General features: G+C 67.5%; 24 protein-coding genes. 17 read left to right on the top strand and 7 right to left on the bottom strand.

The features are described from left to right. Position 1: 1 nt before the first annotated feature. Positions 2 to 1255 (bottom strand): sarcosine oxidase subunit beta family protein, encoded by a 1254-nt coding sequence (locus tag M2351_RS32830; RefSeq protein WP_264660188.1) that lies wholly within the window; start codon positions 1253 to 1255, stop codon positions 2 to 4. A 114-nt stretch (positions 1256 to 1369) separates the two neighbouring features. On the opposite strand from M2351_RS32830, the gene M2351_RS32825 reads away from it, so the two are divergent. The 7 genes from M2351_RS32825 to M2351_RS32795 all read left to right on the top strand — a co-directional run bounded on the left by M2351_RS32825 (position 1370) and on the right by M2351_RS32795 (position 8956). Then, positions 1370 to 2398, top strand: a complete 1029-nt coding sequence (locus M2351_RS32825) for a GlxA family transcriptional regulator (protein WP_264660187.1) — start codon at positions 1370 to 1372, stop codon at positions 2396 to 2398. A gap of 204 nt (positions 2399 to 2602) precedes the next feature. Beyond that, on the top strand, positions 2603 to 3133 hold the full coding sequence (locus M2351_RS32820) for a prolyl-tRNA synthetase associated domain-containing protein (RefSeq protein ID WP_264660186.1): 531 nt from the start codon (positions 2603 to 2605) through the stop codon (positions 3131 to 3133). Positions 3134 to 3170: 37 nt separating this feature from the next. Next, positions 3171 to 4034, top strand: coding sequence for a formyltetrahydrofolate deformylase (purU, locus tag M2351_RS32815; RefSeq protein WP_264660185.1), 864 nt, complete (start codon positions 3171 to 3173; stop codon positions 4032 to 4034). Between the two features lie 91 nt (positions 4035 to 4125). Continuing rightward, positions 4126 to 5064, top strand: a complete 939-nt coding sequence (locus M2351_RS32810; protein ID WP_264660184.1) for a LysR substrate-binding domain-containing protein — start codon at positions 4126 to 4128, stop codon at positions 5062 to 5064. Between the two features lie 255 nt (positions 5065 to 5319). Further along, positions 5320 to 6555, top strand: a complete 1236-nt coding sequence (locus tag M2351_RS32805) for an aromatic ring-hydroxylating oxygenase subunit alpha (protein ID WP_264660183.1) — start codon at positions 5320 to 5322, stop codon at positions 6553 to 6555. Positions 6556 to 6561: 6 nt separating this feature from the next. Then, positions 6562 to 7656, top strand: coding sequence for a hybrid-cluster NAD(P)-dependent oxidoreductase (locus tag M2351_RS32800; RefSeq protein ID WP_264660182.1), 1095 nt, complete (start codon positions 6562 to 6564; stop codon positions 7654 to 7656). Positions 7657 to 7681: 25 nt separating this feature from the next. Next, positions 7682 to 8956: an MFS transporter gene (locus M2351_RS32795; RefSeq protein WP_264660181.1), complete on the top strand. Its 1275-nt coding sequence runs from the start codon at positions 7682 to 7684 to the stop codon at positions 8954 to 8956. 16 nt (positions 8957 to 8972) lie between these two features. Here the strand turns inward: M2351_RS32795 and M2351_RS32790 are convergent, their stop codons facing one another. The 4 genes from M2351_RS32790 to M2351_RS32775 are packed head-to-tail and all read right to left on the bottom strand — an operon-like array spanning position 8973 to position 12618. Next, positions 8973 to 9974 (bottom strand): DMT family transporter, encoded by a 1002-nt coding sequence (locus M2351_RS32790; RefSeq protein WP_264660392.1) that lies wholly within the window; start codon positions 9972 to 9974, stop codon positions 8973 to 8975. A gap of 54 nt (positions 9975 to 10028) precedes the next feature. Continuing rightward, positions 10029 to 10781, bottom strand: coding sequence for an AraC family transcriptional regulator (locus tag M2351_RS32785; RefSeq protein ID WP_264660180.1), 753 nt, complete (start codon positions 10779 to 10781; stop codon positions 10029 to 10031). A 60-nt stretch (positions 10782 to 10841) separates the two neighbouring features. Further along, complete coding sequence (locus M2351_RS32780; protein ID WP_264660179.1) at positions 10842 to 11930, bottom strand: 4-oxalomesaconate tautomerase; 1089 nt, start codon at positions 11928 to 11930, stop codon at positions 10842 to 10844. Between the two features lie 19 nt (positions 11931 to 11949). Beyond that, on the bottom strand, positions 11950 to 12618 hold the full coding sequence (locus tag M2351_RS32775; protein ID WP_264660391.1) for a TetR/AcrR family transcriptional regulator: 669 nt from the start codon (positions 12616 to 12618) through the stop codon (positions 11950 to 11952). A gap of 233 nt (positions 12619 to 12851) precedes the next feature. Between M2351_RS32775 and M2351_RS32770 the strand changes: the two genes are divergently transcribed. The 9 genes from M2351_RS32770 to M2351_RS32730 all read left to right on the top strand — a co-directional run bounded on the left by M2351_RS32770 (position 12852) and on the right by M2351_RS32730 (position 21425). Beyond that, positions 12852 to 13604 carry a PIG-L deacetylase family protein gene (locus tag M2351_RS32770; protein ID WP_264660178.1) on the top strand — a complete coding sequence of 251 codons (753 nt, stop codon included), beginning with the start codon at positions 12852 to 12854 and terminating at the stop codon, positions 13602 to 13604. Next, the gene (locus M2351_RS32765) at positions 13601 to 14299 is read left to right on the top strand and encodes a 4-carboxy-4-hydroxy-2-oxoadipate aldolase/oxaloacetate decarboxylase (RefSeq protein WP_264660177.1); all 699 of its coding nucleotides are present in this window, start codon (positions 13601 to 13603) and stop codon (positions 14297 to 14299) included. Before M2351_RS32770 ends, M2351_RS32765 begins: the two co-directional genes overlap by 4 nt. Before the next feature lie 34 nt (positions 14300 to 14333). Next, complete coding sequence (locus M2351_RS32760) at positions 14334 to 15518, top strand: ABC transporter substrate-binding protein (RefSeq protein ID WP_264660176.1); 1185 nt, start codon at positions 14334 to 14336, stop codon at positions 15516 to 15518. Positions 15519 to 15601: 83 nt separating this feature from the next. Beyond that, a complete protein-coding gene (locus M2351_RS32755; protein ID WP_264660175.1) occupies positions 15602 to 16468 on the top strand; it encodes a branched-chain amino acid ABC transporter permease in 867 nt (288 codons plus the stop codon). Positions 16469 to 16498: 30 nt separating this feature from the next. After that, positions 16499 to 17530 carry a branched-chain amino acid ABC transporter permease gene (locus M2351_RS32750; RefSeq protein WP_264660174.1) on the top strand — a complete coding sequence of 344 codons (1032 nt, stop codon included), beginning with the start codon at positions 16499 to 16501 and terminating at the stop codon, positions 17528 to 17530. After that, positions 17527 to 18282, top strand: coding sequence for an ABC transporter ATP-binding protein (locus M2351_RS32745; protein WP_264660173.1), 756 nt, complete (start codon positions 17527 to 17529; stop codon positions 18280 to 18282). The genes M2351_RS32750 and M2351_RS32745 overlap by 4 nt, the downstream gene beginning before the upstream one ends. After that, complete coding sequence (locus M2351_RS32740; RefSeq protein ID WP_264660172.1) at positions 18275 to 18994, top strand: ABC transporter ATP-binding protein; 720 nt, start codon at positions 18275 to 18277, stop codon at positions 18992 to 18994. The genes M2351_RS32745 and M2351_RS32740 overlap by 8 nt, the downstream gene beginning before the upstream one ends. Positions 18995 to 19020: 26 nt before the next feature. Beyond that, on the top strand, positions 19021 to 19932 hold the full coding sequence (locus M2351_RS32735; RefSeq protein ID WP_264660171.1) for an NAD(P)-dependent oxidoreductase: 912 nt from the start codon (positions 19021 to 19023) through the stop codon (positions 19930 to 19932). Between the two features lie 185 nt (positions 19933 to 20117). Then, a complete protein-coding gene (locus M2351_RS32730) occupies positions 20118 to 21425 on the top strand; it encodes a gallate dioxygenase (protein ID WP_264660170.1) in 1308 nt (435 codons plus the stop codon). 124 nt (positions 21426 to 21549) lie between these two features. Here M2351_RS32730 and M2351_RS32725 read toward each other — a convergent pair whose 3' ends face one another. Next, entirely contained in the window at positions 21550 to 21978 is a 429-nt protein-coding gene (locus M2351_RS32725; RefSeq protein WP_264660169.1) for a VOC family protein, read from the bottom strand. A gap of 122 nt (positions 21979 to 22100) precedes the next feature. Here M2351_RS32725 and gcvA point away from each other — a divergent pair, with 122 nt between their 5' ends. Next, positions 22101 to 23018: a transcriptional regulator GcvA gene (gene gcvA / locus M2351_RS32720; RefSeq protein WP_264660168.1), complete on the top strand. Its 918-nt coding sequence runs from the start codon at positions 22101 to 22103 to the stop codon at positions 23016 to 23018. A gap of 23 nt (positions 23019 to 23041) precedes the next feature. Here gcvA and M2351_RS32715 read toward each other — a convergent pair whose 3' ends face one another. After that, complete coding sequence (locus M2351_RS32715; protein ID WP_264660167.1) at positions 23042 to 23371, bottom strand: DUF2218 domain-containing protein; 330 nt, start codon at positions 23369 to 23371, stop codon at positions 23042 to 23044. Positions 23372 to 23396: the final 25 nt, after the last annotated feature.

Raw genomic sequence — 23396 nt, 5'->3', positions numbered from 1 at the left:
CTCAATGCGCGACGGCGGCGGCGGCGGCCTCGTCGATCAGCTGGCCGGTCTTGAAGCGTTCCAGCGTGAACGGCGCGTTGATCGGGTGCGGCTCGTCGCGGGCGACGGTGTGGGCGAAGACATGCGCCGACCCCGGGGTCGCCTTGAAGCCGCCGGTCCCCCAGCCGCAGTTGACGTACAGGCCCGGCACCGGCGTTTTGCCGATGATCGGCGAGCGGTCGGGCGTGACGTCGACGATGCCGCCCCATTTGCGCAGCATGCGCATGCGGTTGAAGATCGGGAACACCTCGCAGATCGCGGCGACGGTGTGCTCGATCAGCGGCAGCCCGCCGCGCTGGCTGTAGGAGGTGTACTGGTCGGTGCCCGATCCGATCACCAGCTCGCCCTTGTCGGACTGGCTGATGTAGGCGTGCACGGTGTTGGACATGACCACGCAGGGGAACACCGGCTTGACCGGCTCCGACACCAGCGCCTGCAACGGATAACTTTCCAGCGGCAGCCGGACGTCGGCGGTGCCCATGACGACCGAGGTGTTGCCGGCGGCCGACACCGCGACCTTCTTTGCCTTGATGAAGCCGCGCTCCGTCTCCACCCCGACGACACGGCCGGAGGCGTCGCGGCGGATCGCGGTCACCGGGCAGTTCTGGATGATGTCGACCCCGCGCGCCGCGGCGGCCCGCGCATAGCCCCAGGCGACCGCGTCGTGTCGGGCGGTACCGCCGCGCCGCTGCAGCGCCGCGCCCATCACCGGGTAGCGGGCGTTGGCGGCGATGTTCAGCGGCGGGCAGAACTCCTTGGCCTGCTCGGGCGTCAGCCACTCGTTGTCGATGCCGTTCAGGCGGTTGGAATGGATGTGGCGCTTGAAGCTCTGGATGTCATGCACCGTGTGCGCCAGCATCATAACGCCGCGCTGGGAGAACATAACGTTGTAGTTCAGCTCCTGGCTCAGCCCTTCCCACAGCTTCATTGCGTGCTCGTAGAGCCGGGCGCTCTCGTCGTAGAGGTAGTTGGAGCGGATGATGGTGGTGTTGCGGCCGGTGTTGCCGCCGCCGAGCCACCCCTTTTCCACCACCGCGACGTTGGTGATGCCGTGTTCCTTGGCGAGGTAGTAGGCTGCACCCAGACCATGCCCGCCCGCCCCGACGATCACGACGTCATATTCGGATTTCGGTTCCGCGTCGGGCCATTGAGGCTGCCAGTTCTTGTTGCCGGTCAGCGCGTTGGTCAACAGCGAGGAAAGTGAGAAGCGGGTCATGGCAGCACCGCGAAGTTCAATGTGCTGACAGTATCGGGAAGCGACCCTTCGTTGGACAGAATGGATGCGTCAGTTTAATGTCACCCGTGCGACGGTCCGTCCACCGGAGGTCACGTGTCGAACATCATCGGGGCAAACAGCGTTAGGGCAGGCGCCACCAGGGCAAGCCGGTTCCCGGACCGCGCCACGGCGCCGCGCCTGTCCGTCGGGTTCATCCTCGCCCACCGTTTCACGCTGTGCGCCTTTGCGAATTTCGTGGACGTGCTGAGGCTTGCCGCCGATGAAGGTGACCGCAGCCGTCCGATCCTGTGCGAATGGGCCGTGCTGTCGGACCAGATGCGGCCGGTGGCGTCGAGCTGCGGCATGCTGGTCCAGCCGACCGAGCGGCTCGGCGCCCCGACAAAATTCGACTACATCGTCGTGATCGGCGGGCTGATCGACGAGATCTCCAACCTCAGCCCCGACTACATCCGCTATCTGCGTCAGGCCGCGGCCTCGAACATCCCCCTGGTTGGGGTCTGCACCGGCGCCTTCATCCTGCAGCGCGCGGGGCTGATGGACGGGTACCGCTGCTGCATCAGCTGGTTCCATCACGCCGATTTCCTGGAGCAGTTCGACGGCATCACGCCGGTCTCCGACCAGATCTTCATCGTGGACCGCGACCGGCTGACCTGCTCGGGCGGGACGAGTTCGGCCCATCTGGCCGCCTATCTCGTCGAAAAGCATGTCGGCCGCGCCCAGGCCCGCAAAAGCCTGCACATCATGATCATCGACGATGCCCTGCGCGGGGAGAAGCCGCAGCCGGGCATTCCGCTCGACTTCACCACGAACGACGAGGTCGTGAAAAAGGCGCTGCTGCTGATGCAGCAGAACATCGACGTGCCCCTGTCGGTGGCGGAGATGGCGCGCCGCCTGGGTGCGGCCCGGCGCCAGATGGAGCGGCATTTCCAGAACGCACTGGGCATGACGCCGACCGAGGCCTACAGGATCATGCGGCTGGAACACGCCGAATTCCTGCTGCGCAACACCGAGCAGTCGGTGACGGAGATCGCCGCCGCCGTCGGCTTCTGCGATTCCTCGCACTTCGTCCGCGCCTTCAAGGAACGGCGCGGCATGACGCCGTCCGTCTTCCGAAAGGCCTGAGGCTCTGCCGGTCAAGGGTCCGGCATGGCGGAATCCTTCAACGATCATGACGCCCCCGTACAAGCGGCGGGTGGATCGTTCCGCCATGCTGCATCCAACGGAACGGTCACGAACATGCCCGCGGGCGCAAGCAAAGCCGCGTGACCTCCCCCTGCACTGCGGCAAACCGCTTTCCGGCTTGCCGGTACCACAAGGATGGCCAGCATGGTTGAGAGCAGCGATTCCATCACCCTCCATTGGCGTGAGGCCGGCATTCCCGAGGAGCTGTGCCAGGAGCTTGCGCTGGCGTCGACACCGATGCGTCTGCACGCCCATCCGCCGGTGCGCACCGTCGCCGACGCCGAGGAGCACTGGCGCAGCGTCCCCGGCCTGCACACCAAGAACCTGTTTCTGAAGGATGCCAAGGGCGTGCTGTGGCTGGTCGTGCTTCCGCACGACCAGTCGGTGAATTTGAAGGCGCTGGCTCCGGTCATCGGGGCGGCCAAGCTGTCCTTTGCCTCGCCGATCACGCTAGAGCAGGTCCTGGCGATCGAGCCGGGTGGAGTCAGCCCGTTGGCCCTCGTGGCGGACAAGGAACGGCGTGTCCGGCCGGTGCTGGAGCGGCGCGTTCTGGCCGGCGACGTCGTCAATTTCCATCCGATGACGAACCGCGCGACGCTTTCGATGCATCCGGACGATTTGTCGGCGTTTCTGCGCCGGCTCGGGTATGAGCCGACGATCGTCGACCTCGCCTGACCTCTCCCCGGCCAATCCCTTCAGCGCGAGATCCGCGATGCGCCCCAATCACAACCAGTTCTACATGAACGTCAGTTGCCTGAGCCGGCCGGGGATCATCTCCGCCATCTCGACCTACCTGTCGGACCGCAACTGCGACATCATCGAAAGCGCCCAGTTCGTCGACCACGACGGCGAGCATTTCTTTCTGCGGATGGCCTTCGATGCTCCGGAGACAATCCAGAGCGACGCTGTTCTCTTGGAAGAACTGCAACCCATCGTCAGGCGTTTTTCGATGAACCTGATGGTGCGGGACGCCCGGCGGCAGCCGAAGATCCTGATCATGGTGTCGAAGTTCGGCCATTGCCTGAACGACCTTCTGTACCGGCACAGCATCGGGGCGCTGCCCATCGACATCGTCGGGGTCGTCTCCAACCACGACGCCTTCAAGTCGCTGGTCGAATCGCACAACATTGCCTTCCATCATCTCCCGGTTTCGCCCGGCAACAAGCGGGAGCAGGAAATCCGCCTGATGGAGATTGTGGAGACGCACGACGTCGAACTCGTCGTGCTCGCGCGCTACATGCAAGTCCTCTCGCAGGATCTCTGCACGCGGATGGCCGGCCGGGTCATCAACATCCACCACAGCTTCCTACCCAGCTTCAAGGGCGCCAAGCCCTATCATCAGGCCTACGCGCGCGGCGTGAAGCTGATCGGCGCCACGGCGCATTACGTCACCGACGACTTGGACGAGGGGCCGATCATCGAGCAGGAGGTGGCGCGCGTGGACCATTCCATGTCGCCGGACGATCTGGTTGCCATCGGCCGCGACGTCGAAAGCGTCGTCCTGGCCCGCGCCATCCGGCTGCACATCGAGGCGCGCGTCATGCTGCACGACCAGAGGGCGATCGTTCTGCGGTGACCCCGATTTGAACAGCTGTCGTCCCTGTGCGATAGTGGGCGCCGCTGGACGTCCGCGTCATCGTCACTGGTACGGGTAGGAACGGCTGCTGATGACGTCACGATTCTATCGGTTGCCATCCCTGACCGCGTTGGCGACGTTCGAAGCGTCGGCCCGGCATCGCAGCGTCAAGCGGGCGGCGGAGGAGTTGAACGTCACCCCCGGCGCGGTCAGCCGCCAGATCAAGGGGCTGGAGGAGGAACTCGGCATCCAGCTGTTCGGCCGCAGCCAATCCGGCATGGCGCTGACCAGCGAGGGGGAGACGCTCTACGCTACCCTTTCGGACGCTTTCCGGCGGACGGCGGACACCGTCGACGCGATCCGGGCCGGGCGGCCGCAGCGGCCGGTCACGCTCGCCTGCACGGATGCCTTCGCCAAATGCTGGCTGATGCCGAGAATGAGCGACTTCTGGCACCGCTTCCCCGACATTGTCGTCAACCACCTCGTCACCGACAACGCCCACGGGTTCCGCCGGGCGGAGGTCGATCTGCGGATCCGTTACGGCCTGGGTGCCTGGCCGGACGAAATCTCGGTTCAGCTCTTCGAAGAGACGATCTATCCGGTGGCATCCCCCGCGCTGGCCGAGCGGTATCGGGGGATCGCCCTGGCCGACCTTCCGGCCCTGCCCCTTCTTCACGTGGATTGGGTCGATCCGGACTGGACGGGGTGGGACGAATTCCTGCGGCGCGGCAACATCCCTCACGCCCCGTTGCTGGGACGGCGGTTTAGCAACTTCGCCTTCGCCCTTCAGGCCTGCCAAGCCGGACAGGGCGTGGCCATCGGTTGGCACCGGATGGTCCGCGAGCATGTCGCGGCCGGAACGCTCGTCCCGCTGACCGACCTGAAGCTGCGCGCGCCCGGCGCCTATTACCTGACCTGGAACCGCAATCTCGCCATGAGCGACGCCGTGCGCACGGTGCGGGACTGGATTGTCGAGCAGGCCGCCAAGGAAGCCGCCCAGGAGACCGCCGACGCGACCCACACGGCGTGAATTTTTGTCGACGCGCCTTCGATTTTTTTTCAGTCCGTCCGGTCCGCGAACATCCGTTAAGCTGCACTCAAATGATGGAGCGGCCGGCAGAACGGCAAATGGTGTGAAGCCGATCGTCGGCAACGGACCGGCTGCTTCAATTCCCCACTCCCGCACGGCCCGCAAGCCGCCCTTCGATGCACGGCGTCGAAGCCGGCAGGGGGCGCGTTCAGCCAAAATCAACCGACGGGCCCCGTCGTTCCCGGAGCATCGACCATGTTGCATGATGCGGACATCCTCGCACTCCTGACGAACCGCCGCCCCGGCCATTCCCTGCCCCGGGAACTCTACACCGACCCCGCCGTCTTCCGGATGGACCTGGACCGGATCTGGTACAAGCGCTGGCTCTTCGCCATCCCCGCCTGCGAGATCCCGAAGACCGGGAACTACGTCGTCCACAACGTCGTCGATCACACGGTGATCATCGTGCGCGGCGACGACGGTACGATCCGCGCCTTCCACAACACCTGCCGCCACCGCGGCTCGGTCCTGTGCAAGGGCGAGAAGGGATCCCGGCCGAAGATCGTCTGTCCGTATCACCAGTGGACCTATGGCCTCGACGGCGCGCTGATCTGGGCGCGCGACATGGGCGCGGATTTCGACCGCAAGCAACATGGGTTGAGGCCGGTCCATTGCCGCGAGGTCGCCGGGCTGGTCTACATCTGCCTCGCCGAAACCGCCCCGCCCTTCGAGGATTTCGTGGGCGAGGCCGCGCGCTATCTGGCGCCGCACGACCTCGTGAACTCCAAGGTCGCCCACCAGAGCACCATCGTCGAGAAGGGAAACTGGAAGCTGGTCTGGGAGAACAACCGGGAGTGCTATCACTGCGCCGGCAACCACCCGGCGCTTTGCCGGACCTTTCCGGAAGACGCACGCCTGATCGGCAACAGCGGCAGCGGCCTCGCCAGCGAACTCGACGCGCACCGCGACCGGTGCGAGGCGGTCGGCGCCCCGTCCGAATTCCGGATTTCACCCGATGGCGTCTGGCGCTTCGTCCGCATGCCGCTGCTCGGCGCGGCCGAGAGCTACACCATGGACGGCAAGGCCGCGGTCACAAAGCCGAACTCCAGCTTCCCGTTCAGGAACGCCGGGGCGCTCCTGAAATTCCTCTATCCGTCCACCTGGAACCATTTCCTCGGCGACCATTCCATCGTCTTCCGCGTCACGCCGATCAGCCCCACCGAGACGGAAGTCACGACCAAGTGGCTCGTCCACAAGGACGCGGTCGAAGGGCAGGACTACGACCTCACCCGGCTGACCGAGGTGTGGATCGCCACCAACGCCGAGGACCGGACGGTGGTGGAGGACAACCAGCGGGGCATCCTGTCCCCCGGCTATGAACCCGGCCCGCTGTCGAGCGACCATGAGGCGGGCATCGCCCAATTCCAGGACTGGTACGCCGCCACCCTGACCGGCGTGCCCGCCCTGCGCGACGCCATGGCCGCGGAGTAAGGCGAGATGAACCTGGCAATGGCCCTGGCAACCGAGCCCAACGCAACCGACCCTGGCCTGTGGACGGACGACGAGCCGCTTGAATGCTGCTCCGTCGTGCCGGAGGCGCCGGACACCGCAACGATCAGCTTCGTGGCACCCAGCGGTGCCCAGTTCCGCTATCGTCCAGGCCAGTTCCTGACGCTGGAACTGCCGGTCCCCGGCGGACCGGTGTGGCGGACCTACACCATCTCGTCGTCGCCCTCGCGCCCGATGGGCGTTTCGCTGACGGTGAAGGCGCAGCCCGGCAGCATCGGCACGCGCTGGATGCTCGATCATCTCCGGCCCGGCATGCGGCTGCGCGCCAAGGGACCGTCCGGCACCTTCGCGCTGCGGCCGGACGCGCGGGACAAGTACCTGTTCCTTTCGGCGGGGTCCGGCGTCACCCCGTCGGTGTCGATGACCACATACCTGTTCGACCGTGGAACCGGGATCGACGTCGTCCTCGTCACCTGCGCGAAGCGGCCGGCCGAACTCGTCTGCCGCCGGACGCTGGAGCTGATGGCGTCCCGCGTCCCGTCGATCAAGCTGCACTTCATCGTGGAACAGGAGGACCCGTTCGACGTCTGGACCGGCTACCGCGGCCGGCTGAACCAGATCATGCTGGGCGCCATCGCGCCGGACTATCTCGACCGGCACGTCTACTGCTGCGGGCCGGAACCGTTCATGAAGGCCGTGAGGGACATGCTGATCGCCCTTGGCTTCGACATGTCCCGCTATTTCCAGGAAAGCTTCACGGCACCGGTCCACGACGAGGGAGAAGCGCCGGCGATCGACGACTTCGTTCCCGACCCGTCGCATGAGGCGGAGGTGGTGTTCAGCGCCTCCGGCGTGACGGCCGGCTGCGACGAAACCGACACCATCCTGCACGTCGCCAAGGGCGCCGGCCTTAACATCCCGTCCGGCTGCACCTTCGGAGTTTGCGGAACCTGCAAGGTGCGGAAGCTTTCCGGCGAGGTCCACATGGTTCACAGCGGCGGAATCTCCGAGGAGGACATCGCCGAGGGGTACATCCTCGCCTGCTGCTCCCGTCCGATCGGGAACGTCAGCCTCGACGTTTGAACGTTCCCCCTCTGCGGATCAAGCGATGTCCCTCATCCGACCGATTTTCACGTTGCTCGTCGCGGTGTTCCTGATGATGGGCGGGACGGGGGCCCTGACGACCATCGTCAGCGTTCGCCTGGACGCCGTGGGCGCGTTGTCCATTCTCCTCGGCGCGCTGACCGCCGCCTATTATTTGGGAGTGACGATCGGTTCGCTGCACGCATACCGCCTCGTCGGGCAGGTGGGGCACATCCGTGCCTTCAGCGCCTCCGCGACAGTTCTTGTCGCGGCGACGTTGGGGCATGCCCTCGGGTCCGATCCCCTAGCCTGGATCGCCCTTCGGCTTGTCGAAGGCTGCTGCATGGCCGGCCTATTCGTCTGCATCGAGAGCTGGCTGAACCAAAGCGCCACCTCCGGCACGCGCGGTCGGATCCTGGCCCTCTATATGATCGCCCTCTATGGGGCGCAAGGGGTAGGCCAGTATCTGCTGGTCATCGACGACCCGCATGGCTTCAAGCAGTTCGTTCTGGTGGCGATCTTCGTATCGCTGGCCCTTCTCCCGGTGGCGCTGACCCGCAAGGCTCCCCCTCTCCTTCCGAAGCTGGCGCCCGTCCGCATCCGCCATCTCTATCGCGCAAGCCCCCTTGGATGTGCCGGTACCGTGATCAGCGGGCTTGTGGTCGGTGCCTTCTACGGCCTCGGCCCAGTCTATGTTCGGCATCTGGGCTATGATCTCGGGCAATCGGCGACCTTCGTCAGCTCCGCGATCATCGGCGGTATGGTATTCCAGTGGCCGCTTGGAAAAATTTCGGACATTCTCGACCGGCGGCTGGTCCTTGTGGGCTTGTTCGCCGCGCTGATCGTGATCAGCGTCGGCATGATCACACTTCCGCAGCTGGGATTTGCGTCGCTCGTCGGCGGAATCGCCCTGTTCGGCGGGGTTATATTCGCGATCTATCCGGTCTGCGTCTCGCACACCAACGATTTCCTGACGCCTTCCGAGATGGTTCCCGCGAGCGGCGGCATGGTTCTGGGATTCTCGATGGGCGCCATAGCCGGCCCTTTCCTGGCCTCGCTGGTCATGGTGTTGATCGAACGGGATGGACTGTTCCTGTTTTCAGCGATGGTGGGAGCGGTCGCGCTGGTGTTCGGGCTTTGGCGCATGACCGTCCGGCCTCCGGTTCCCATCGAACAGCGCCTTCCCTTCCTCCCTCAGACGCCGATCGGAGCGCCTTTGGAAGGATTGTCGGCGGAGGCGAGTGCGGAGAATCCCGGCGGCGGCATCGCCAAGCAGGCCTTCCAAACAGGCGGGCAATGACCGGACGCCCGGGGCATCAGACCGAAGCCAAGGTCCGCTCGGCGTCCAAAGGCGGCGATTTCGGACGATGGGCCGCGACGCAGGAGAGCACGCTCCCGATCACGCACGCGATGGCGGCCAGTTCCATCGTGGTCGGCAGCCGCTGCTCCCAGAGGAAGCCGTAGAGCAGCGCGAACATCGTTTCGAACAGGATCATCTGGCCGACCAGGGTGAGCGGCAGCAATCGGCTCATCCGGTTCCAGAAGGCGTTGCCGACGATCGAGGCCAGGATCGCCACACTCGTCACGACGGCGACAAAGCGCAGCCACTCCCCGACGGCATGGTCGTGATGGCCGACCAGGAAGGCCGGAATGGCGAGCAACGTCGCTTGCGCGCCCGTCACCACGCCCGTCAGCAGACTCCAGTCATGGGCGGAGACATGATCGAGCCGCCCAAGCCAACGGCTGTTGCCCACGGCATAACTCGTCCAGGCGACGAGCGCACCGACCGCGCAAAACAACCCCGTCGCCTGGGCCGCCTGGACTCCGGTTTCGGCGTCGCCCAGGGATTGCCATCCGATGCAAACGATTCCGATGGCGCCAAGCACGAGGGAGGGGAGGAGTTTCCGCAGCGGGATCGCGCCGTGATCCCGGCTGCCGATGATGGTGACGGCGACCGGCAGGAACCCGATCACCAGCGAGGTCATCGCCACCCCGCCCAGCTGCACGGCCGTGGCGAGCAGGGCGTAGTAGAGAATGTTGCCGAGCAGGCTCAGCCAGACCAACGCCCACCACTCCGCCCTGCCGAGGCGCGCGCACAATGTCCGCCAGCGTGGGATGACAAGCACGGCGGCAAAGACGCCATACGCCAGATAGCGCCCCGCGGCGAGTTGAAGCGGCGCGAACTCCCGCGCCAGTTCCGGCGCGAGAAAGATCAGCCCCCAGAGCGCCCCGGCGGCGATTCCGCACGCGATTCCCAGCCCAGTCTTTCCCAGCCCAATCTTTTCCAGGCAAATCCTGCTCATTCCGATCACACGCATCACTCGATTCCGGGTCGAGGATGCCATCGGACGCGGGCGCGGTCTTGTCCTGGGCTACTGACTTTTGGGCCTGGTCTCTCGGCGTTGGCGTCGATAGGCCGCCGGGGTCAGCCCGGTGGCCCGCCGCATGGCGCGCGTCAACGCGCTCTGATCGGCATAGCCGGCACGATAGGCAATCTCCGCGATCGAGTGTTCCGACAGCGCGAGCCATTCGCACGCCCGCTTCACGCGCATTTCCGCGAGCCACGCGCGCGGCGTGGTGTCGAGTTCGGCGCGGAAGAGCGCGTGCAGTCGGCTCACGCTCACGCAGGCACGCTCCGCCATCATCTCCGCGGTCCACGGCCGTCCAAGCTCGGGCTCGATCCCAGCCAGCAGCGACGCGAGCCGGGGCTGTGGCCGGACCGGCTCATGCACAAGGGCGTCGAGCAGCAAAGGCACCCAGAGGCGAAGGTTGGTCGCCGACGCGCCGCCGTTGCCCATCAGCAGGCCCATGTAGTCGATCAACTTGTTGGCCGCCGGCGTCAGTGGCACGAAAGGCTGTCGGATCAGCCGATCGCCGATCTCCGTCTCCAGAACGACCGGGTCGAGATCCACGATGAGCGACCGGTTCGGCCCATCGCTCATCTGCGAATGCGACGATCCCGGTGCGACGAAGGCCGCCCGACCCTGCGCAAGGCGGCTTCCCGCCCCGGCAATGTCGATCTCCAAGGCGCCGCTCAACGGCAGAACGAATTGTGCGAAATCGTGCCGGTGAGCGCCTTGGGCCGCGCCGTAACTGCGAACGTCGATGTTGATGTGCGGCGTCATAAGCATTCCATGCTTATAGCCGATATCAGGCCTAGAAGACACTGGTTGCGGGGGCCGGGCCTAGGCGGGCACGAACACCGTACCGTCCATCAGCAGGCGGGCGGTGCGCACCAGCGCCGCGCGGCGGAGCTTGAGGCCGCCGGCCGTGTCGTCCAGCTCGATCTCCACCGTCAGGCGACCGCTGGCGTGCTCCACGTCGCAGCGCTTCACCAGACCGTCCGGCACTTGTGCCAGCGCGTGGCCCGGCGTGCCGTCCAGCAGGCAGGCCGTGGCGACCGTCACCGCGCCCAGCACGCCGATGGAGGCGTGCAGGCTGAAGGGGGTGAAGGTGCGCGTCGCGATCATGCCGCCCTCGCGCGGCGGCGCAACCAAGGTCAGTTTCGGCACGGTCTGCGACCGCACGTCACCGAGGCCCATCCGTTCCCCGGCAATCAGGCGGATCGCCTCCAGCCGCTCCCGCAGGGCGGCGTTGCCGTCGAGGGCGGCGTTGTCCTCGTAGCCGGTCAGCCCGAAGGATTCCGCTGGCATGACGACCACCGGCATGCCGTTGTCGATCAGCGTGCAGGGCACGCCCTCGATCACGTCCACCGCTTGGCCGGACGGTAGCAGGGAACCGCAGGTCGAGCCTTCGGTGTCGAGGAATGCCTGGACCACCGGCGCGTGCCGGCCCGGCACGCCGTCGATGGCGACTTCGCCCCCGGAGTCGCCGCCGTAGCGCACGCGGCCGCCCGGCGTCTCCACCGTCACTTCCGCCACGCTGTCGGAATTGACCATGTGGACGCGCACCGTCGTGCGCTCCCCGGCCGGGGCGACCAGCCCGCGCTCGATCGCGAAGGGGGCGACGCCGGCCAGGATGTTGCCGCAGTTCTGTGCGTCGGAGACGATCGGCTTGTCCGGCACAATCTGCAGGAACAGGTAGTCGACGTCGCAGCCCAACCGTTTTGATTTCGACACCACCGCGACCTTGCTGGTCAGCGGGTGGGCGCCGCCAACGCCGTCGATCTGCCGTGGGTCGGGCGAGCCCATCACCGCCAGCAGGACGCGGTCACGAGCGGCCGTGTCCTCCGGCAGGTCGGAGGCCAGGAAATAGGCGCCCTTCGACGTGCCGCCGCGCATCAACGCGCAGCGGATTCCAATTTGCTCGGTCACGGTGGGTCCTCCCAAGTCTTCAGCGCGGCGCATCCGCGCAGGCCGGCGCCCGGAAGGCGGCGACGGCGGCCTGGACGATCTGGGTCAGCGCTTCCTCGGCGTTCTCGCCCTTGGCGTCGCCGTTCGACAGGCGCGTCACGCGCCAGGGGTTGATCAGCGTGTAGTTGACGGCGCCCAGCAGGAAATGCGTGCGCCACACGATGTCCGCGCGGGGCAGGTGGGGCAGGCAGGCCTGAAGGGCGTCGATGAAGGCGTGGTTGATGGGGTTGAAGGTCTCCGCGATGATCTTCTGCGCCTCCTCGTGCCGCTCCGCCATGACGACGGCGCGCAGCCGCGCGAAGCGGGCGCCGCCGCCCTCCGTCCCTTCGGATTCGGAGAAGGACGGCAGGATGAAGGCGCGGACGATGGCGGCCAGCCGGTCGTCCGGGTCGCGGATGCGCTGCGCCTCGCTCAGCAGTTCGCCGCGGCGCCGGTTCATCGGGCCGGAATGCCGCTCGTAGATGGCCCGCAGCAGCCCGTCCTTCGATCCGAAATGATAGCTGATGCTGCCGAGGTTCGCGCCGGAGGCCTGGGCGATCTCGCGCATGGACACCGCCCGAAAGCCGTTCGCCGAGAACAGCTCTTCCGCGGCGTCCAGGATCGCCTCGCGCATGGAGGCCTGGCGTTGGGGCGCTTGGCGTTGCGGCATCGGCACGGGAAGGACCTCCGGCAGGACGGGCGGCAGGACTGGAACAGCGATGCCCAACCCTAACGCCATTTGGTCGGATGTACAAATGCTTTGTACGGCGATTCATGTCGTTTGTACGGTCGTCACAATTCATGTTGACACGGGATTGCGGCCGCGCCTAGCATTTGTACAGTCGTCCAAATTCGGAGGACGCCCAACCAAGAAGCCCCACATCGGAATCGCGGATCGCCACCATGAGCAGCACCCCATCGCAGAAAAGCGCGCTTGTCGTCAGCGCCCATCCGGGAGACTTCGTCTGGCGGACCGGCGGCGCCGTCGCGCTGCACGCCAGGCGCGGCTACCGCGTGAAGATCGTCTGCCTGTCCTACGGCGCCCGCGGCGAGAGCCAGGGGGCCTGGAAGCAGCCCGGCGCGACGCTGGCGGCGGTGAAGCGCCAGCGCCACGAGGAAGCGGTGCGCGCGGCGGAGATCCTGGGCGCGGAGATCGAGTTCTTCGATGCGGAGGACTATCCGCTGGAAACCAACCGCGCGATGCTCGACCGGCTGGTGGACGTGTACCGCGACGTGCAGCCGGCCTTCGTGCTGACCCACGCGGCGGCCGACCCCTACAACTACGACCATCCGGACGCCGCGCGCTTCGCGCAGCAGGCCCGCATCATCGCCCAGGCCGCCGGGCACAACCCCGGCGCCCCGACGCTGGGCGCCCCGCCGGTCTTCCTGTTCGAGCCGCACCAGCCCGAGCAGTGCGATTTCAAGCCGAACGTCATCCTGAACATCGACGAGGTCTGGGACATCAAGCGCAAGGCCTTCGAGTGCCTGCCGGCCCAGACGCACCTGTGGGACTATTACACCCGCGTCGCCCTCCAGCGCGGCGCGCAGGGCGGACGGAACGCCGGGCGCGGCGCCACCTATGGCACCGCCCAGGGCATGACCCACGGCGAGGCCTACCAGCGCGTGTTCCCGATGGTGCTGGAGGAGCTGGCATGAAGCCCGTCGTTGTCCGCACCATCGATCGCGCCGACGCGGCGGCGGTCGAAACTCTGGGGTCCCTCGGCACCTCGTCGGTGCACGAGGCCATGGGCCGCATCGGCCTGATGAAGACCTATATGCGCCCGGCCTGGCCGGGGGCGGCGATCGCCGGCACGGCGGTCACGGTGCTGGCCCAGCCCGGCGACAACTGGATGCTGCACGTCGCGGTGGAGCAGTGCCGACCGGGCGACGTGCTGGTCGTCGCCTGCACCACCGACAACACCGACGGCATGTTCGGCGACCTGCTGGCGACCTCGCTCCAGGCCCGCGGCGTGCGCGGCATCGTGATCGACGCCGGCGTGCGCGACGTGGCCAGCCTGAAGGCGATGGGCTTTCCGGCCTGGTCGCGCGCCATCTCCGCCAAGGGCACGGTCAAGGCGACGCTGGGGTCCGTCAACATCCCCGTGGTCTGCGCCGGCGCGCTGGTCAACCCGGGCGACGCGATCGTGGCCGACGACGACGGCGTCGTGGTCGTGCCGGCCAAGCGCGCCGCGGACGTGGCGGAGGCCGGCCAAAAGCGCGTGGCGAACGAGGAGGAGAAGCGCAAGCGCCTCGCCGCCGGGGTGCTGGGCCTGGACATGTACAACATGCGCCCCGCGCTGGAGGCCGCCGGCCTCGTCTACGTCGCCCGTCTCGAAGATTTGGACCGCTGACGCGGTTGCCAAAAACAACATCAGAGGAAACGCCATGACTTCGACCGCCCGCAAGCTCCTGCTCGGCACCGCGCTCGCCGCGGTGGGGCTGGTGCCGTTCACCGCTGACGCGAAGGCCTACAAGGTCGGCCTCGTCGCCTCGCTGTCCGGCCCGACCGCCTCGCTCGGCCAGCAGATCGAGCGCGGCGCCCGCCTGTACCAGAGCCTGCACAAGGACGAGCTGGGCGGCGACACGGTGGAGCTGATCGTCCGCGACGACACTGGTCCGGCCCCGGACGTCGCCAAGCGTCTGGCGCAGGAGCTGGTCGTGCGCGACCATGTCAACTTCCTGGCCGGCATCATCTTCACGCCGAACGCCAACGCCATCGCACCCATCGCCACGCAGGCGAAGGTGCCGTTCGTCATCATGAACGCCGCCAGCTCCGCCACGACGAAGGCGTCGCCTTACATCGTGCGCGTGTCGCAGACGATCGCGCAGTTCACGTCGCCGCTCGCCAAGTGGGCGGCACAGCAGAAGGAGATCGGCACCGTCTACACGCTGGTGTCCGACTACGCGCCGGGCCAGGAGGCGGAGGAGGCTTTCACCGCCGGCTTCAAGGGCGAGGGCAAGAAGGTCGTGGCGTCCGTCCGCGTGCCGGTGCAGAGCCCCGATTTCGTGCCCTTCCTGCAAAAGGTGAAGGACGCCAAGCCCGACGCGCTCTACGTCTTCCTGCCCGGCGGCACGCAATCGACCGCGCTGCTGAAGGCCTACCAGACGCTGGGCCTGAAGGAGGCCGGCATCCGCCTGATCGGCTCCGGCGAGGTGACGGTGGAGGACGAACTGCCCAACATGGGGGACGCCGCACTCGGCACCGTGACCGGCTTCCATTACTCGACCGCGCACAAGTCTCCGGTCAACGCCGAGTTCATGAAGGCGTGGCAGGCGGCCTACGGTGCCGACAGCGTGCCGACCTTCATGGCGGTCGGCGGCTACGACGGTATGGCGGCGATCCACCACGCCATCAAGACGGCGAAGGGCAACCTCACCGGCGACGGCGCGGTGGAAGCCATGCGCCACTGGAACGCGGAGAGCCCGCGCGGGCCGATCTCCATCGATCCGGACACCCGCGACATCGTCCAGAACATCTACATCCGCCGGGTCGAAAAGGCCGACGGAAAGCTGGTGAACGCCGAGTTCGAAACCTTCCAAGCCGTGAAGGACCCGGGCAAGTCGCCGTAAAGCCCTCTCCCTCTCCCTCCGGAGGCGAGCGAGGGGGTTAACGCCACCGTTCCGGCCCTCGGTCTTCGAAAAGGAGGCGGCCCGTGCTCACGGCTGCTCTGACCATCATCTTCCATGGCCTCGCCTTCGCGATGGTCCTGTACATCGTTTCCGTCGGGCTCGGCATCACCATGGGCCTGATGAACTTCGCCAACCTCGCCCACGGCGCCTTTGCCGCGGCCGGCGGGTACGTCGTGGTGGTGGCGACCAAGGCGCTCGGCTGGCCCTTCTGGGCGGCGCTGCCGGCGGCCTTCGTCGTGGTGGCCCTGACCGGGGCGGTGATCGAGCGGCTGGTCGTCCGTACCCTCTACGGCGCGGACGAGCTGCGGCAGGTGCTGTTTTCCATCGCGCTGCTGTTCATGGCGATTGCCGGCTTCACGCTCGCCTTCGGCCCCCTCCAGCAGCAGCCGGAGATCCCGGCCGCGCTGTCGGGCCAGATCGGCGCCGGTGGGCTGGAGTTCCCGGCCTATCGCAGCTTCGTCATCGTGGCGGGCGTGCTGATCCTGGGCGCGCTGTGGCTGCTGATCGGGCGCACCCGCATGGGGATGCGCATCCGCGCCGCGGTGGACAACCGCAACATGGCGGAGGCCATCGGCGTCGACACCAAGCTGCTGTTCACGATGACCTTCGCGCTCGGAACAGGCATCGCCGGCCTTGGCGGCGGTATCGGCGCCGACGTGCTGTCCATCACCCCGACCTACGGGCAGGAGTATCTGGTCCTGTTCCTGATCGTGGTGGCGGTGGGCGGCCTGGGCAGCATTTTCGGGCCCTTCGTCGCGGCGCTGTGCATCGGCATCGTCGACGTCGCCGGCAAGTACCTGATCCCGGAGTTCGGCGCCTTTTTCATCTACGGCGTCGTCATCGCCATCCTCCTGGCCAAGCCCGCCGGCCTCTTCGGCGTGCGGAGCTGACCCATGGCACGGACTGAACGGGTGAAATCCATGTCCGCAACCTACAACGCTGCTTCCGGGACCGGCGTGTCCACGCCGTCCACCTGGCGTGGCCTGGCGATGGGCCGGTCGGGCAGCGATCTGGTGATCGCGTCCCTGCTGGTCCTCGCCGGGCTGGCGACCCTGCTGTTCGGGGAGCCCTACTGGCTGCTCGGCGCGCAGGTCGCCATCACCATGATCTTCGCGCTGTCCGTTGACCTGCTCGTCGGCTTCGCCGGGATCGTGACGCTGGGCCACGCGGTGTTCTTCGGCCTCGGCGCCTACACGGTCGGCATCGCGTCGGTGCATCTGGGCTGGACGGAGCCGCTGTCCGGCCTGCTGCTGGCCGGCGCGAGCGCGGGGCTTCTCGGGCTCGGCACCGGGGTGTTGGTGCTGCGGACGAAGGGCCTGGGGCAGCTGATGCTGACCATGGCCTTCGCTTCCCTGGTCTATGAGATCGCCAACCGCGCCAAGCCGGTTACCGGCGGCGCCGACGGCCTGCAGGGCGTGATCGTCGCCCCGATCTTCGGCCTGTTCGACTTCGACATCTTCGGCCTGACCGCCTTCCTCTATACGTTGGCGGTGCTGGGGATCGTGGTGCTGTTCGCGGTGCTGATGACCCGCTCCCCCTATGGGCGCTCACTGGTCGGCATCCGGGAGAACCGGGTGCGCATGCAGGCTATCGGCACCAACGTGCAGCAGCGCCTGCTGTCGATCTACGTCGTCTCCGCGGCACTCGCCGGCGTCGCCGGGGCGCTGCTGGCCCAAACCTCGCAGTTCGTCGGGCTGAACGCGCTGCACTTCGGCCTGTCGGGCGAGGTGCTGATCATCGTGGCGCTGGGCGGCGCCGGCCGGCTGTGGGGCGCCTTGCTCGGGGCCGTGGTCTTCTCGCTGTTCAAGGACCGGCTGTCGGCGCTCGACCCCGCCTACTGGTACTTCTGGCTGGGCCTGCTGCTGGCCGTGATCGTGCTGTTCGCGCCGAAGGGCCTGATCGGGCTGGTGGACCGCCTGATGGCCGCCCTGCATCCCAAGGAGGCCCAATGACCGCCGCGATCCTGGAAACCCGCGCGCTGCACAAGAACTACGGCGCCCTGACCGTCGCGCAGAACATCAATTTCACGCTGGAGCCCGGCACCTTCGAGGCGCTGATCGGCCCGAACGGGGCGGGGAAGAGCACCTTCGTCAACCTGCTGACCGGCCTCGTCCCGCCGACATCCGGCACCGTCATCCTCGACGGCGCGGACGTGACGGCAGAGCCGATCGAGGCGCGTGTGAAGCGGGGGCTGGTCCGCACCTTCCAGATCAACACGCTGTTCAACAGCCTGACCGTCGCCGAGAACGTCATCCTGGCGCTGGACGAGCACCGCGGCCAGGGCTGGCGCCCGCTGCCCAGCCCGTCGCGCCGCCGCCGCATCCGGGAGGAGGCCTACGACATTCTCGGCCGCCTGGGGCTGGAGCCCTGGGGCAACCGCGAGGTGAAGGAGCTGCCCTACGGCCGCCAGCGCCTCGTGGAGATCGCCATCGCGCTGGCGCTGCGGCCCAAAGTGCTGCTGCTGGACGAGCCCGCCGCCGGCATCCCGTCCACCGAGACCGGCACGATCATCGAGGTTTTGGAAAACCTCGCCAGCGACCTCGCCGTGCTGATCATCGAGCATGACATGGACCTCGTCTTCCGCTTCGCCCAGCGCATCACCGTGCTAGTGCAGGGCGCCGTCCTGGCCCGCGGCACGCCGGACGAGATCGCCAACAACGACGAGGTGAAGGCCGTCTACCTCGGGGAGGGAATCCATGCCTGAGACCCAGTCGCTGTCGCTGAGGAACGTGCGGGCCGGCTACGGCTCCACCGTGGTGCTGGAGGATTTGAGCTTCGACCTGCCATTGGGGGAGAAGCTGTCGGTGATCGGCCGCAACGGCGTCGGCAAGACCACCCTGCTCGCCACCATCATGGGGCTGACGAAACTGCACGGCGGCCACATCGGGCTGGGCGGGACGGACATCGCCGCGCTGCGGCCCAACCGGCGGGCGCACGCGGGCCTGGGCTTCGTGCCGCAGCAGCGGGAGATCTTCCCGTCCCTGACGGTGGAGGAGAACCTGCTGGTCGGCCTGCGGCCCGGCGCCTGGACGCTGGAGCGGGTCTACGACCTGTTCCCGCGCCTTCAGCAGCGCCGTTCCAACATGGGCAACCAGCTGTCGGGCGGCGAGCAGCAGATGCTGGCCTTCGGCCGGGCGCTGCTGACCAACCCGCGCGTCCTGCTGCTGGACGAGCCGTTCGAGGGGCTGGCCCCGGTGATCGTGGAGCAGCTGTTCCACGCCCTGCTGCGCCTGCGCGACGAGGACCAGCTGTCCATCATCATGGTGGAGCAGCACGCAAAGCTGGCGCTGGCCTTCGCGCCGCGCACCATGGTGATGAGCCGCGGCCGCATCGCCTTCGACGGCGACAGCCGGACCCTGATCGAGAACCCCGACCGCCTGGACGCCCTGTGCGGCATCGGCGCCACCCAGCACTGACCCGGCACGGGTTTGAGAGAGCACGCATGACTGACGCGAAGATCGCATTCATCGGCTTCGGCGAAGCCGCCCAAGCTTTCACCAGCGGCTGGCGGACGCGCGGCCCTGTGACTGTCGCCGCCACAATCGCCGCTTACGACATCCTGTTCGAGGACCCGGCGCGGGCAGAGGCCAAGCGTGCCGACTGCCGCGCGCTGGACGTCCAGCCGATGGGCAGCGCCGCCGAGGCCGCCGCCTGGGCTGACATCGTCATTTCCGCCGTCACCGCCGATCAGGTGATCGCGGCGGCGGAGAGCGTGGTGCCGGGCGTGCATCCCGGCCTGCTGTACCTGGACATCAACTCCGCCGCCCCCTTCCGCAAGGCCGACGCGGCGGAGCTGGTCGCGGCGCGCGGCGCCGGGACCGTCGACGTGGCCGTCATGGCCCCGGTGCACCCGCGCCGGCACGAGACCCCGCTGCTGATCAGCGGCCCGGCCGCGCATAAGGTCGCCCCGATCCTGGCCGGCCTCGGCATGAACTTCGACGTCGTGTCGGAGATCACCGGCGAGGCGTCCACCATCAAGATGATCCGCAGCATCGCCATCAAGGGCTTCGAGAGCGTCACGATGGAATGCGTCACCGCCGCGGTGAAGCTGGGCATCGAGGACCGGGTCATCCCCTCCATCACCGCGTCGATGGCGAAGTTCGACTTCGCCAGCCTCGCCAACCACGTCATGGAGCGTGTCGTGGTGCACGGCAAGCGCCGCGCCGCGGAGATGCGCGAGGTCGCCGCGACGCTGGAGCACGCCGGCCTCAGCAACTTCATGCCGACCGCGACCGCCGCCCACCAGCAATGGGTGTCGGACCTGAACGTACGCGCGCGGTTCGAGGGCGACGTGCCTTCCGACGCGACGCGCATCGCGCGGGAAGTGCTGAACGCTGTGGCGGCCAAGAAATAAGCGCAATTTTCCCCCTCTTCCAGCCCCGCTGGGAGAGGGAGGGACCCGCCGGAGGCGGGAGGGTGAGGGCTAAGGTCTTCCCGAAAAACCAAGCCCTCACCCTCCCACGCCACAGGCGTGGGCCCCTCCCTTTCCCGCCGGAGGCGGGCGAGGGGATTTCATAAGAACCTTCAGGAGGATAACCCGTGGCACGCATCGTTGGGTCGATCGCGACCTCTCACACCCCGACCATTGGCTTCGCCTTCGACCGGCAGAAGCAGGACGATCCCGTCTGGGCACCGATCTTCGCCGGCTACGAGCCGGTCCGGAAATGGCTGGATGAAACGAAGCCGGACGTCCTGTTCTTCATCTACAACGACCACGTCACGTCCTTTTTCTTCGACCATTATTCGGCCTTCACGCTGGGCATCGGCAAGTCCTACAGCGTGGCGGACGAGGGCGGCGGCGCCCGGTCGCTGCCGCCGGTGAAGGGGCACGCCAAGCTGGCGCAGCACATCGGCACGTCGCTGATGGCCGACGAATTCGACATGTCCTTCTTCCAGGAGCGGCCGTTGGACCACGGCTGCTTCTCGCCGCTGTCCATGCTGCTGCCGCACGATCCGGAATGGCCGGTCCCCATCGTGCCGCTGCAGGTCGGCGTGCTGCAGTTTCCCATCCCGACGGCGCTCCGCTGCTACAAGATGGGGCAGGCGCTGCGCCGGGCGATCGAGAGCTATCCGGAGGACCTGAAGGTCGCGCTGGTCGCCACCGGCGGCCTGTCGCACCAGGTGCACGGGGAGCGCGCGGGCTTCAACAACACGCCCTGGGACATGCAGTTCCTGGAGATGATCGAGAAGGACCCGATCGCCCTGACCCGGATGACCCACGCCGACTTCGCCCGCCTGGGCGGCATGGAAGGGGCGGAGGTGATCATGTGGCTGGTCATGCGCGGCGCCATGGCGGCGACGGTGAAGAAGGTCCACCAGACCTACTATCTGCCATCCATGACCGGCATCGCCACGGCGATCTACGAGAATGAGGCCGTCGAGCCGCCGGCCGACACCGTCAGCGCGCACCGCGCCCACATGGCCCGGCAACTGGCCGGGGCGGAAGGGCTGGAAGGCACCTATCCCTTCACCCACGCGTCCAGCGTCAAGGCCTACCGGATCAACCGTTTCCTGCACCGGATGATCGAGCCGGCCTACCGCGCCCGCTTCCTGGCCGACCCGGAGGGTGCTTTTGAAGAGGCGCAGTTGACCGAGGAGGAGAGCCGCCTGATCCGCGACCGTGACTGGCGCGGCATGATCCACTACGGCGTCATCTTCTTCATGCTGGAGAAGCTGGGCGCGGTGGTCGGCGTGTCCAACCTGCACATCTACGCCGCCATGCGCGGCGAGACGCTGGAGGAGTTCCAGAAGACGCGCAACGCGCCGGGCGCGCTCTATTCGGTCGCCGGCAAGGACGCAGCTTCGTTGAGCTGGGACAGCGCGTCGGCGGAACAGGCCGCGCGGTAGCGCCTCCCGCGCCGGGGAAGGTGGCGCTCCCGACGCACGGCCGGGGTGATCCCGTCGGCTGTGCGTCGATGCCGTCCCGGTGCGCCCGACGGCGTACCGTTGCTTCGGGCCGTTGCTTCGTCCGTTACTTGGCGAAGAGTTGCGACATGTCCGCAAAGGCCTTGAATTCCAGCGCGTTGCCGGCGGGGTCGAGGAAGAACATGGTCGCCTGCTCTCCCACCTGGCCTTTGAAGCGGATGTAGGGCTCGATCACGAACTTGACCCCCGCCGCGCGCAGCCGCTCGGCCAGCGCGTGCCACTGGTCCATCTCCAGCACCACGCCGAAATGCGGCACCGGCACGTCGTGGCCGTCCACCGGGTTGTGGTGCAGGTTGTCCTCGTTCGCGGCACCCGGCTTCAGATGCGCCACGATCTGGTGGCCGAACAGGTCGAAGTCGATCCACTGGTCGGAGCTGCGCCCCTCCGGGCAGCCGAGCACCGTCCCGTAGAAGTGCCGCGCGGCGGCGAGGTCGTTGACCGGGAAGGCGATGTGGAATGGCGTCACGTTCGTCATGGAACATCCCTGCTGTGCGGTGCTGGGCGGAAAGCCGCGTGGCGGCCCCGACTGTTGGGATCTAAGAAGATTTGTGCACGCTTGACAAACGAGAAATGCGGCGCGTTCCATGAGGAAAACTCATGGAAAGGTCCACATGGATGGGGATGATGGACGAGCGCCGCCTGCCGTCGCTGAACGGAATCCGCAGCTTCGTGGCCGCCGCGCGGCATCTCAGCTTCACGGCGGCGGCGCGTGAGCTGAACGTCACCCAGGGTGCGGTCAGCCGGTCCGTCCAGGCGCTGGAAGCGGAACTGGGCGTGCCGCTGTTCCGCCGCGAGGGGCGCGCGATCGCGCTGACCCCGGCCGGTGCGGTCTTCTACCCCCAGGTCGCCGACGCGCTCGGCCGCATCGCCGCGGCCTCGCAATCCGTGCGGCGGCTTGAAGAGGGCGGGGTCCTGTCGATCAGCCTGTTGCCGACCTTCGCGCTGCGCTGGCTGGTTCCGCGGCTGCACCGCTTCCAGCACGCCCACCCCGACATCCTCGTGGACGTGTCCACCGCCGAGCACACTGTCGACTTCGTGGCCGAGCCGATCGACCTTGCCCTGCGCTACGGCTTCGGATCCTGGCCGGGGGCCGAAGCGACCCTGTTCATGCGGGAGGAGATGGGGATTTTCTGCGCCCCCGCCCTGGCCCGCCAAGCCCCCCTGGCCTCCCCCGCCGACCTGCCCGCCCACCGGTTGCTGGTGCACACCACGCGGCCGGAGGCTTGGCCCGACTTCTTCGCCGCGCACGGCATGGCACCGCCGGACACGGGGCAATCGCCGGGTTTCGAGCATTTCTTCATGATCACGGAGGCCGCGGCCCTGGGCATGGGGGTGGCGCTCCTGCCGGTCTTCCTGGTGCGCGACGAGCTGGCGAGCGGACGGCTGGTTCAGCCCTTCCCCCACACCCTGCGGCCGGCGAAGGCTTATTACCTGCTGCACGGGCCGGGCCGCGGCCGGTCGCGCAAGATCGGGCTGTTCATGGACTGGCTGATGCAGGAGGCCGCGTCGGGGTGACCGCCGGCCTGGGACATTCACGATCAGGCGGCCGGTTCGTCCCGCCAGTCGAAGCGCAGCGGGGCCTCGCGAAAGGCGAAGCGGTCGAGGTGGCGCGCGACCGCATCCTTCAGCGCGTCAAGCTGCCCCGCCGCGCTGGCGTCCAACCGGCACAGCAGCCCGTCGGCGTCGGCCTGAAGGGTGAGGACCGCATCGCCGGGCCAGTCGGCGCCGCGGGCGTCGCGCGGGAAGACCACGCGACCCGTTTCCGCCGTGAACTCGACCGCGAGGTTGTGGCTCCAGTGCTTGCAGAGCTGCTGGAGGTAGCGGCTGCCGTTGGTGGTCGGCACCCGGACACTGCTTTGGTGGCTCATGGGCGAAGCTCCCTCTCGGCTGGAC

Origin of the sequence: Azospirillum canadense, assembly GCF_025961225.1 — a bacterium.
GTDB classification, from domain to species: domain Bacteria; phylum Pseudomonadota; class Alphaproteobacteria; order Azospirillales; family Azospirillaceae; genus Azospirillum; species Azospirillum canadense.
The sequence above is the reverse complement of the archived record's forward strand: the minus strand, read 5'-3'. Positions and strand labels throughout refer to the sequence as shown.

Bases quoted from the DNA above. Each gene is read 5' to 3' on its own strand.
- M2351_RS32830 (WP_264660188.1), bottom strand. From the start codon at position 1,255: ATGACCCGCTTCTCACTTTCCTCGCTGTTGACCAACGCGCTGACCGGC.
- M2351_RS32820 (WP_264660186.1), top strand. From the start codon at position 2,603: ATGGTTGAGAGCAGCGATTCCATCACCCTCCATTGGCGTGAGGCCGGC.
- purU (WP_264660185.1), top strand. From the start codon at position 3,171: ATGCGCCCCAATCACAACCAGTTCTACATGAACGTCAGTTGCCTGAGC.
- M2351_RS32810 (WP_264660184.1), top strand. From the start codon at position 4,126: ATGACGTCACGATTCTATCGGTTGCCATCCCTGACCGCGTTGGCGACG.
- M2351_RS32805 (WP_264660183.1), top strand. From the start codon at position 5,320: ATGTTGCATGATGCGGACATCCTCGCACTCCTGACGAACCGCCGCCCC.
- M2351_RS32800 (WP_264660182.1), top strand. From the start codon at position 6,562: ATGAACCTGGCAATGGCCCTGGCAACCGAGCCCAACGCAACCGACCCT.
- M2351_RS32795 (WP_264660181.1), top strand. From the start codon at position 7,682: ATGTCCCTCATCCGACCGATTTTCACGTTGCTCGTCGCGGTGTTCCTG.
- M2351_RS32790 (WP_264660392.1), bottom strand. From the start codon at position 9,974: ATGCGTGTGATCGGAATGAGCAGGATTTGCCTGGAAAAGATTGGGCTG.
- M2351_RS32785 (WP_264660180.1), bottom strand. From the start codon at position 10,781: ATGACGCCGCACATCAACATCGACGTTCGCAGTTACGGCGCGGCCCAA.
- M2351_RS32775 (WP_264660391.1), bottom strand. From the start codon at position 12,618: ATGCCGCAACGCCAAGCGCCCCAACGCCAGGCCTCCATGCGCGAGGCG.
- M2351_RS32770 (WP_264660178.1), top strand. From the start codon at position 12,852: ATGAGCAGCACCCCATCGCAGAAAAGCGCGCTTGTCGTCAGCGCCCAT.
- M2351_RS32765 (WP_264660177.1), top strand. From the start codon at position 13,601: ATGAAGCCCGTCGTTGTCCGCACCATCGATCGCGCCGACGCGGCGGCG.
- M2351_RS32760 (WP_264660176.1), top strand. From the start codon at position 14,334: ATGACTTCGACCGCCCGCAAGCTCCTGCTCGGCACCGCGCTCGCCGCG.
- M2351_RS32750 (WP_264660174.1), top strand. From the start codon at position 16,499: ATGTCCGCAACCTACAACGCTGCTTCCGGGACCGGCGTGTCCACGCCG.
- M2351_RS32745 (WP_264660173.1), top strand. From the start codon at position 17,527: ATGACCGCCGCGATCCTGGAAACCCGCGCGCTGCACAAGAACTACGGC.
- M2351_RS32740 (WP_264660172.1), top strand. From the start codon at position 18,275: ATGCCTGAGACCCAGTCGCTGTCGCTGAGGAACGTGCGGGCCGGCTAC.
- M2351_RS32735 (WP_264660171.1), top strand. From the start codon at position 19,021: ATGACTGACGCGAAGATCGCATTCATCGGCTTCGGCGAAGCCGCCCAA.
- M2351_RS32725 (WP_264660169.1), bottom strand. From the start codon at position 21,978: ATGACGAACGTGACGCCATTCCACATCGCCTTCCCGGTCAACGACCTC.
- gcvA (WP_264660168.1), top strand. From the start codon at position 22,101: ATGGAAAGGTCCACATGGATGGGGATGATGGACGAGCGCCGCCTGCCG.
- M2351_RS32715 (WP_264660167.1), bottom strand. From the start codon at position 23,371: ATGAGCCACCAAAGCAGTGTCCGGGTGCCGACCACCAACGGCAGCCGC.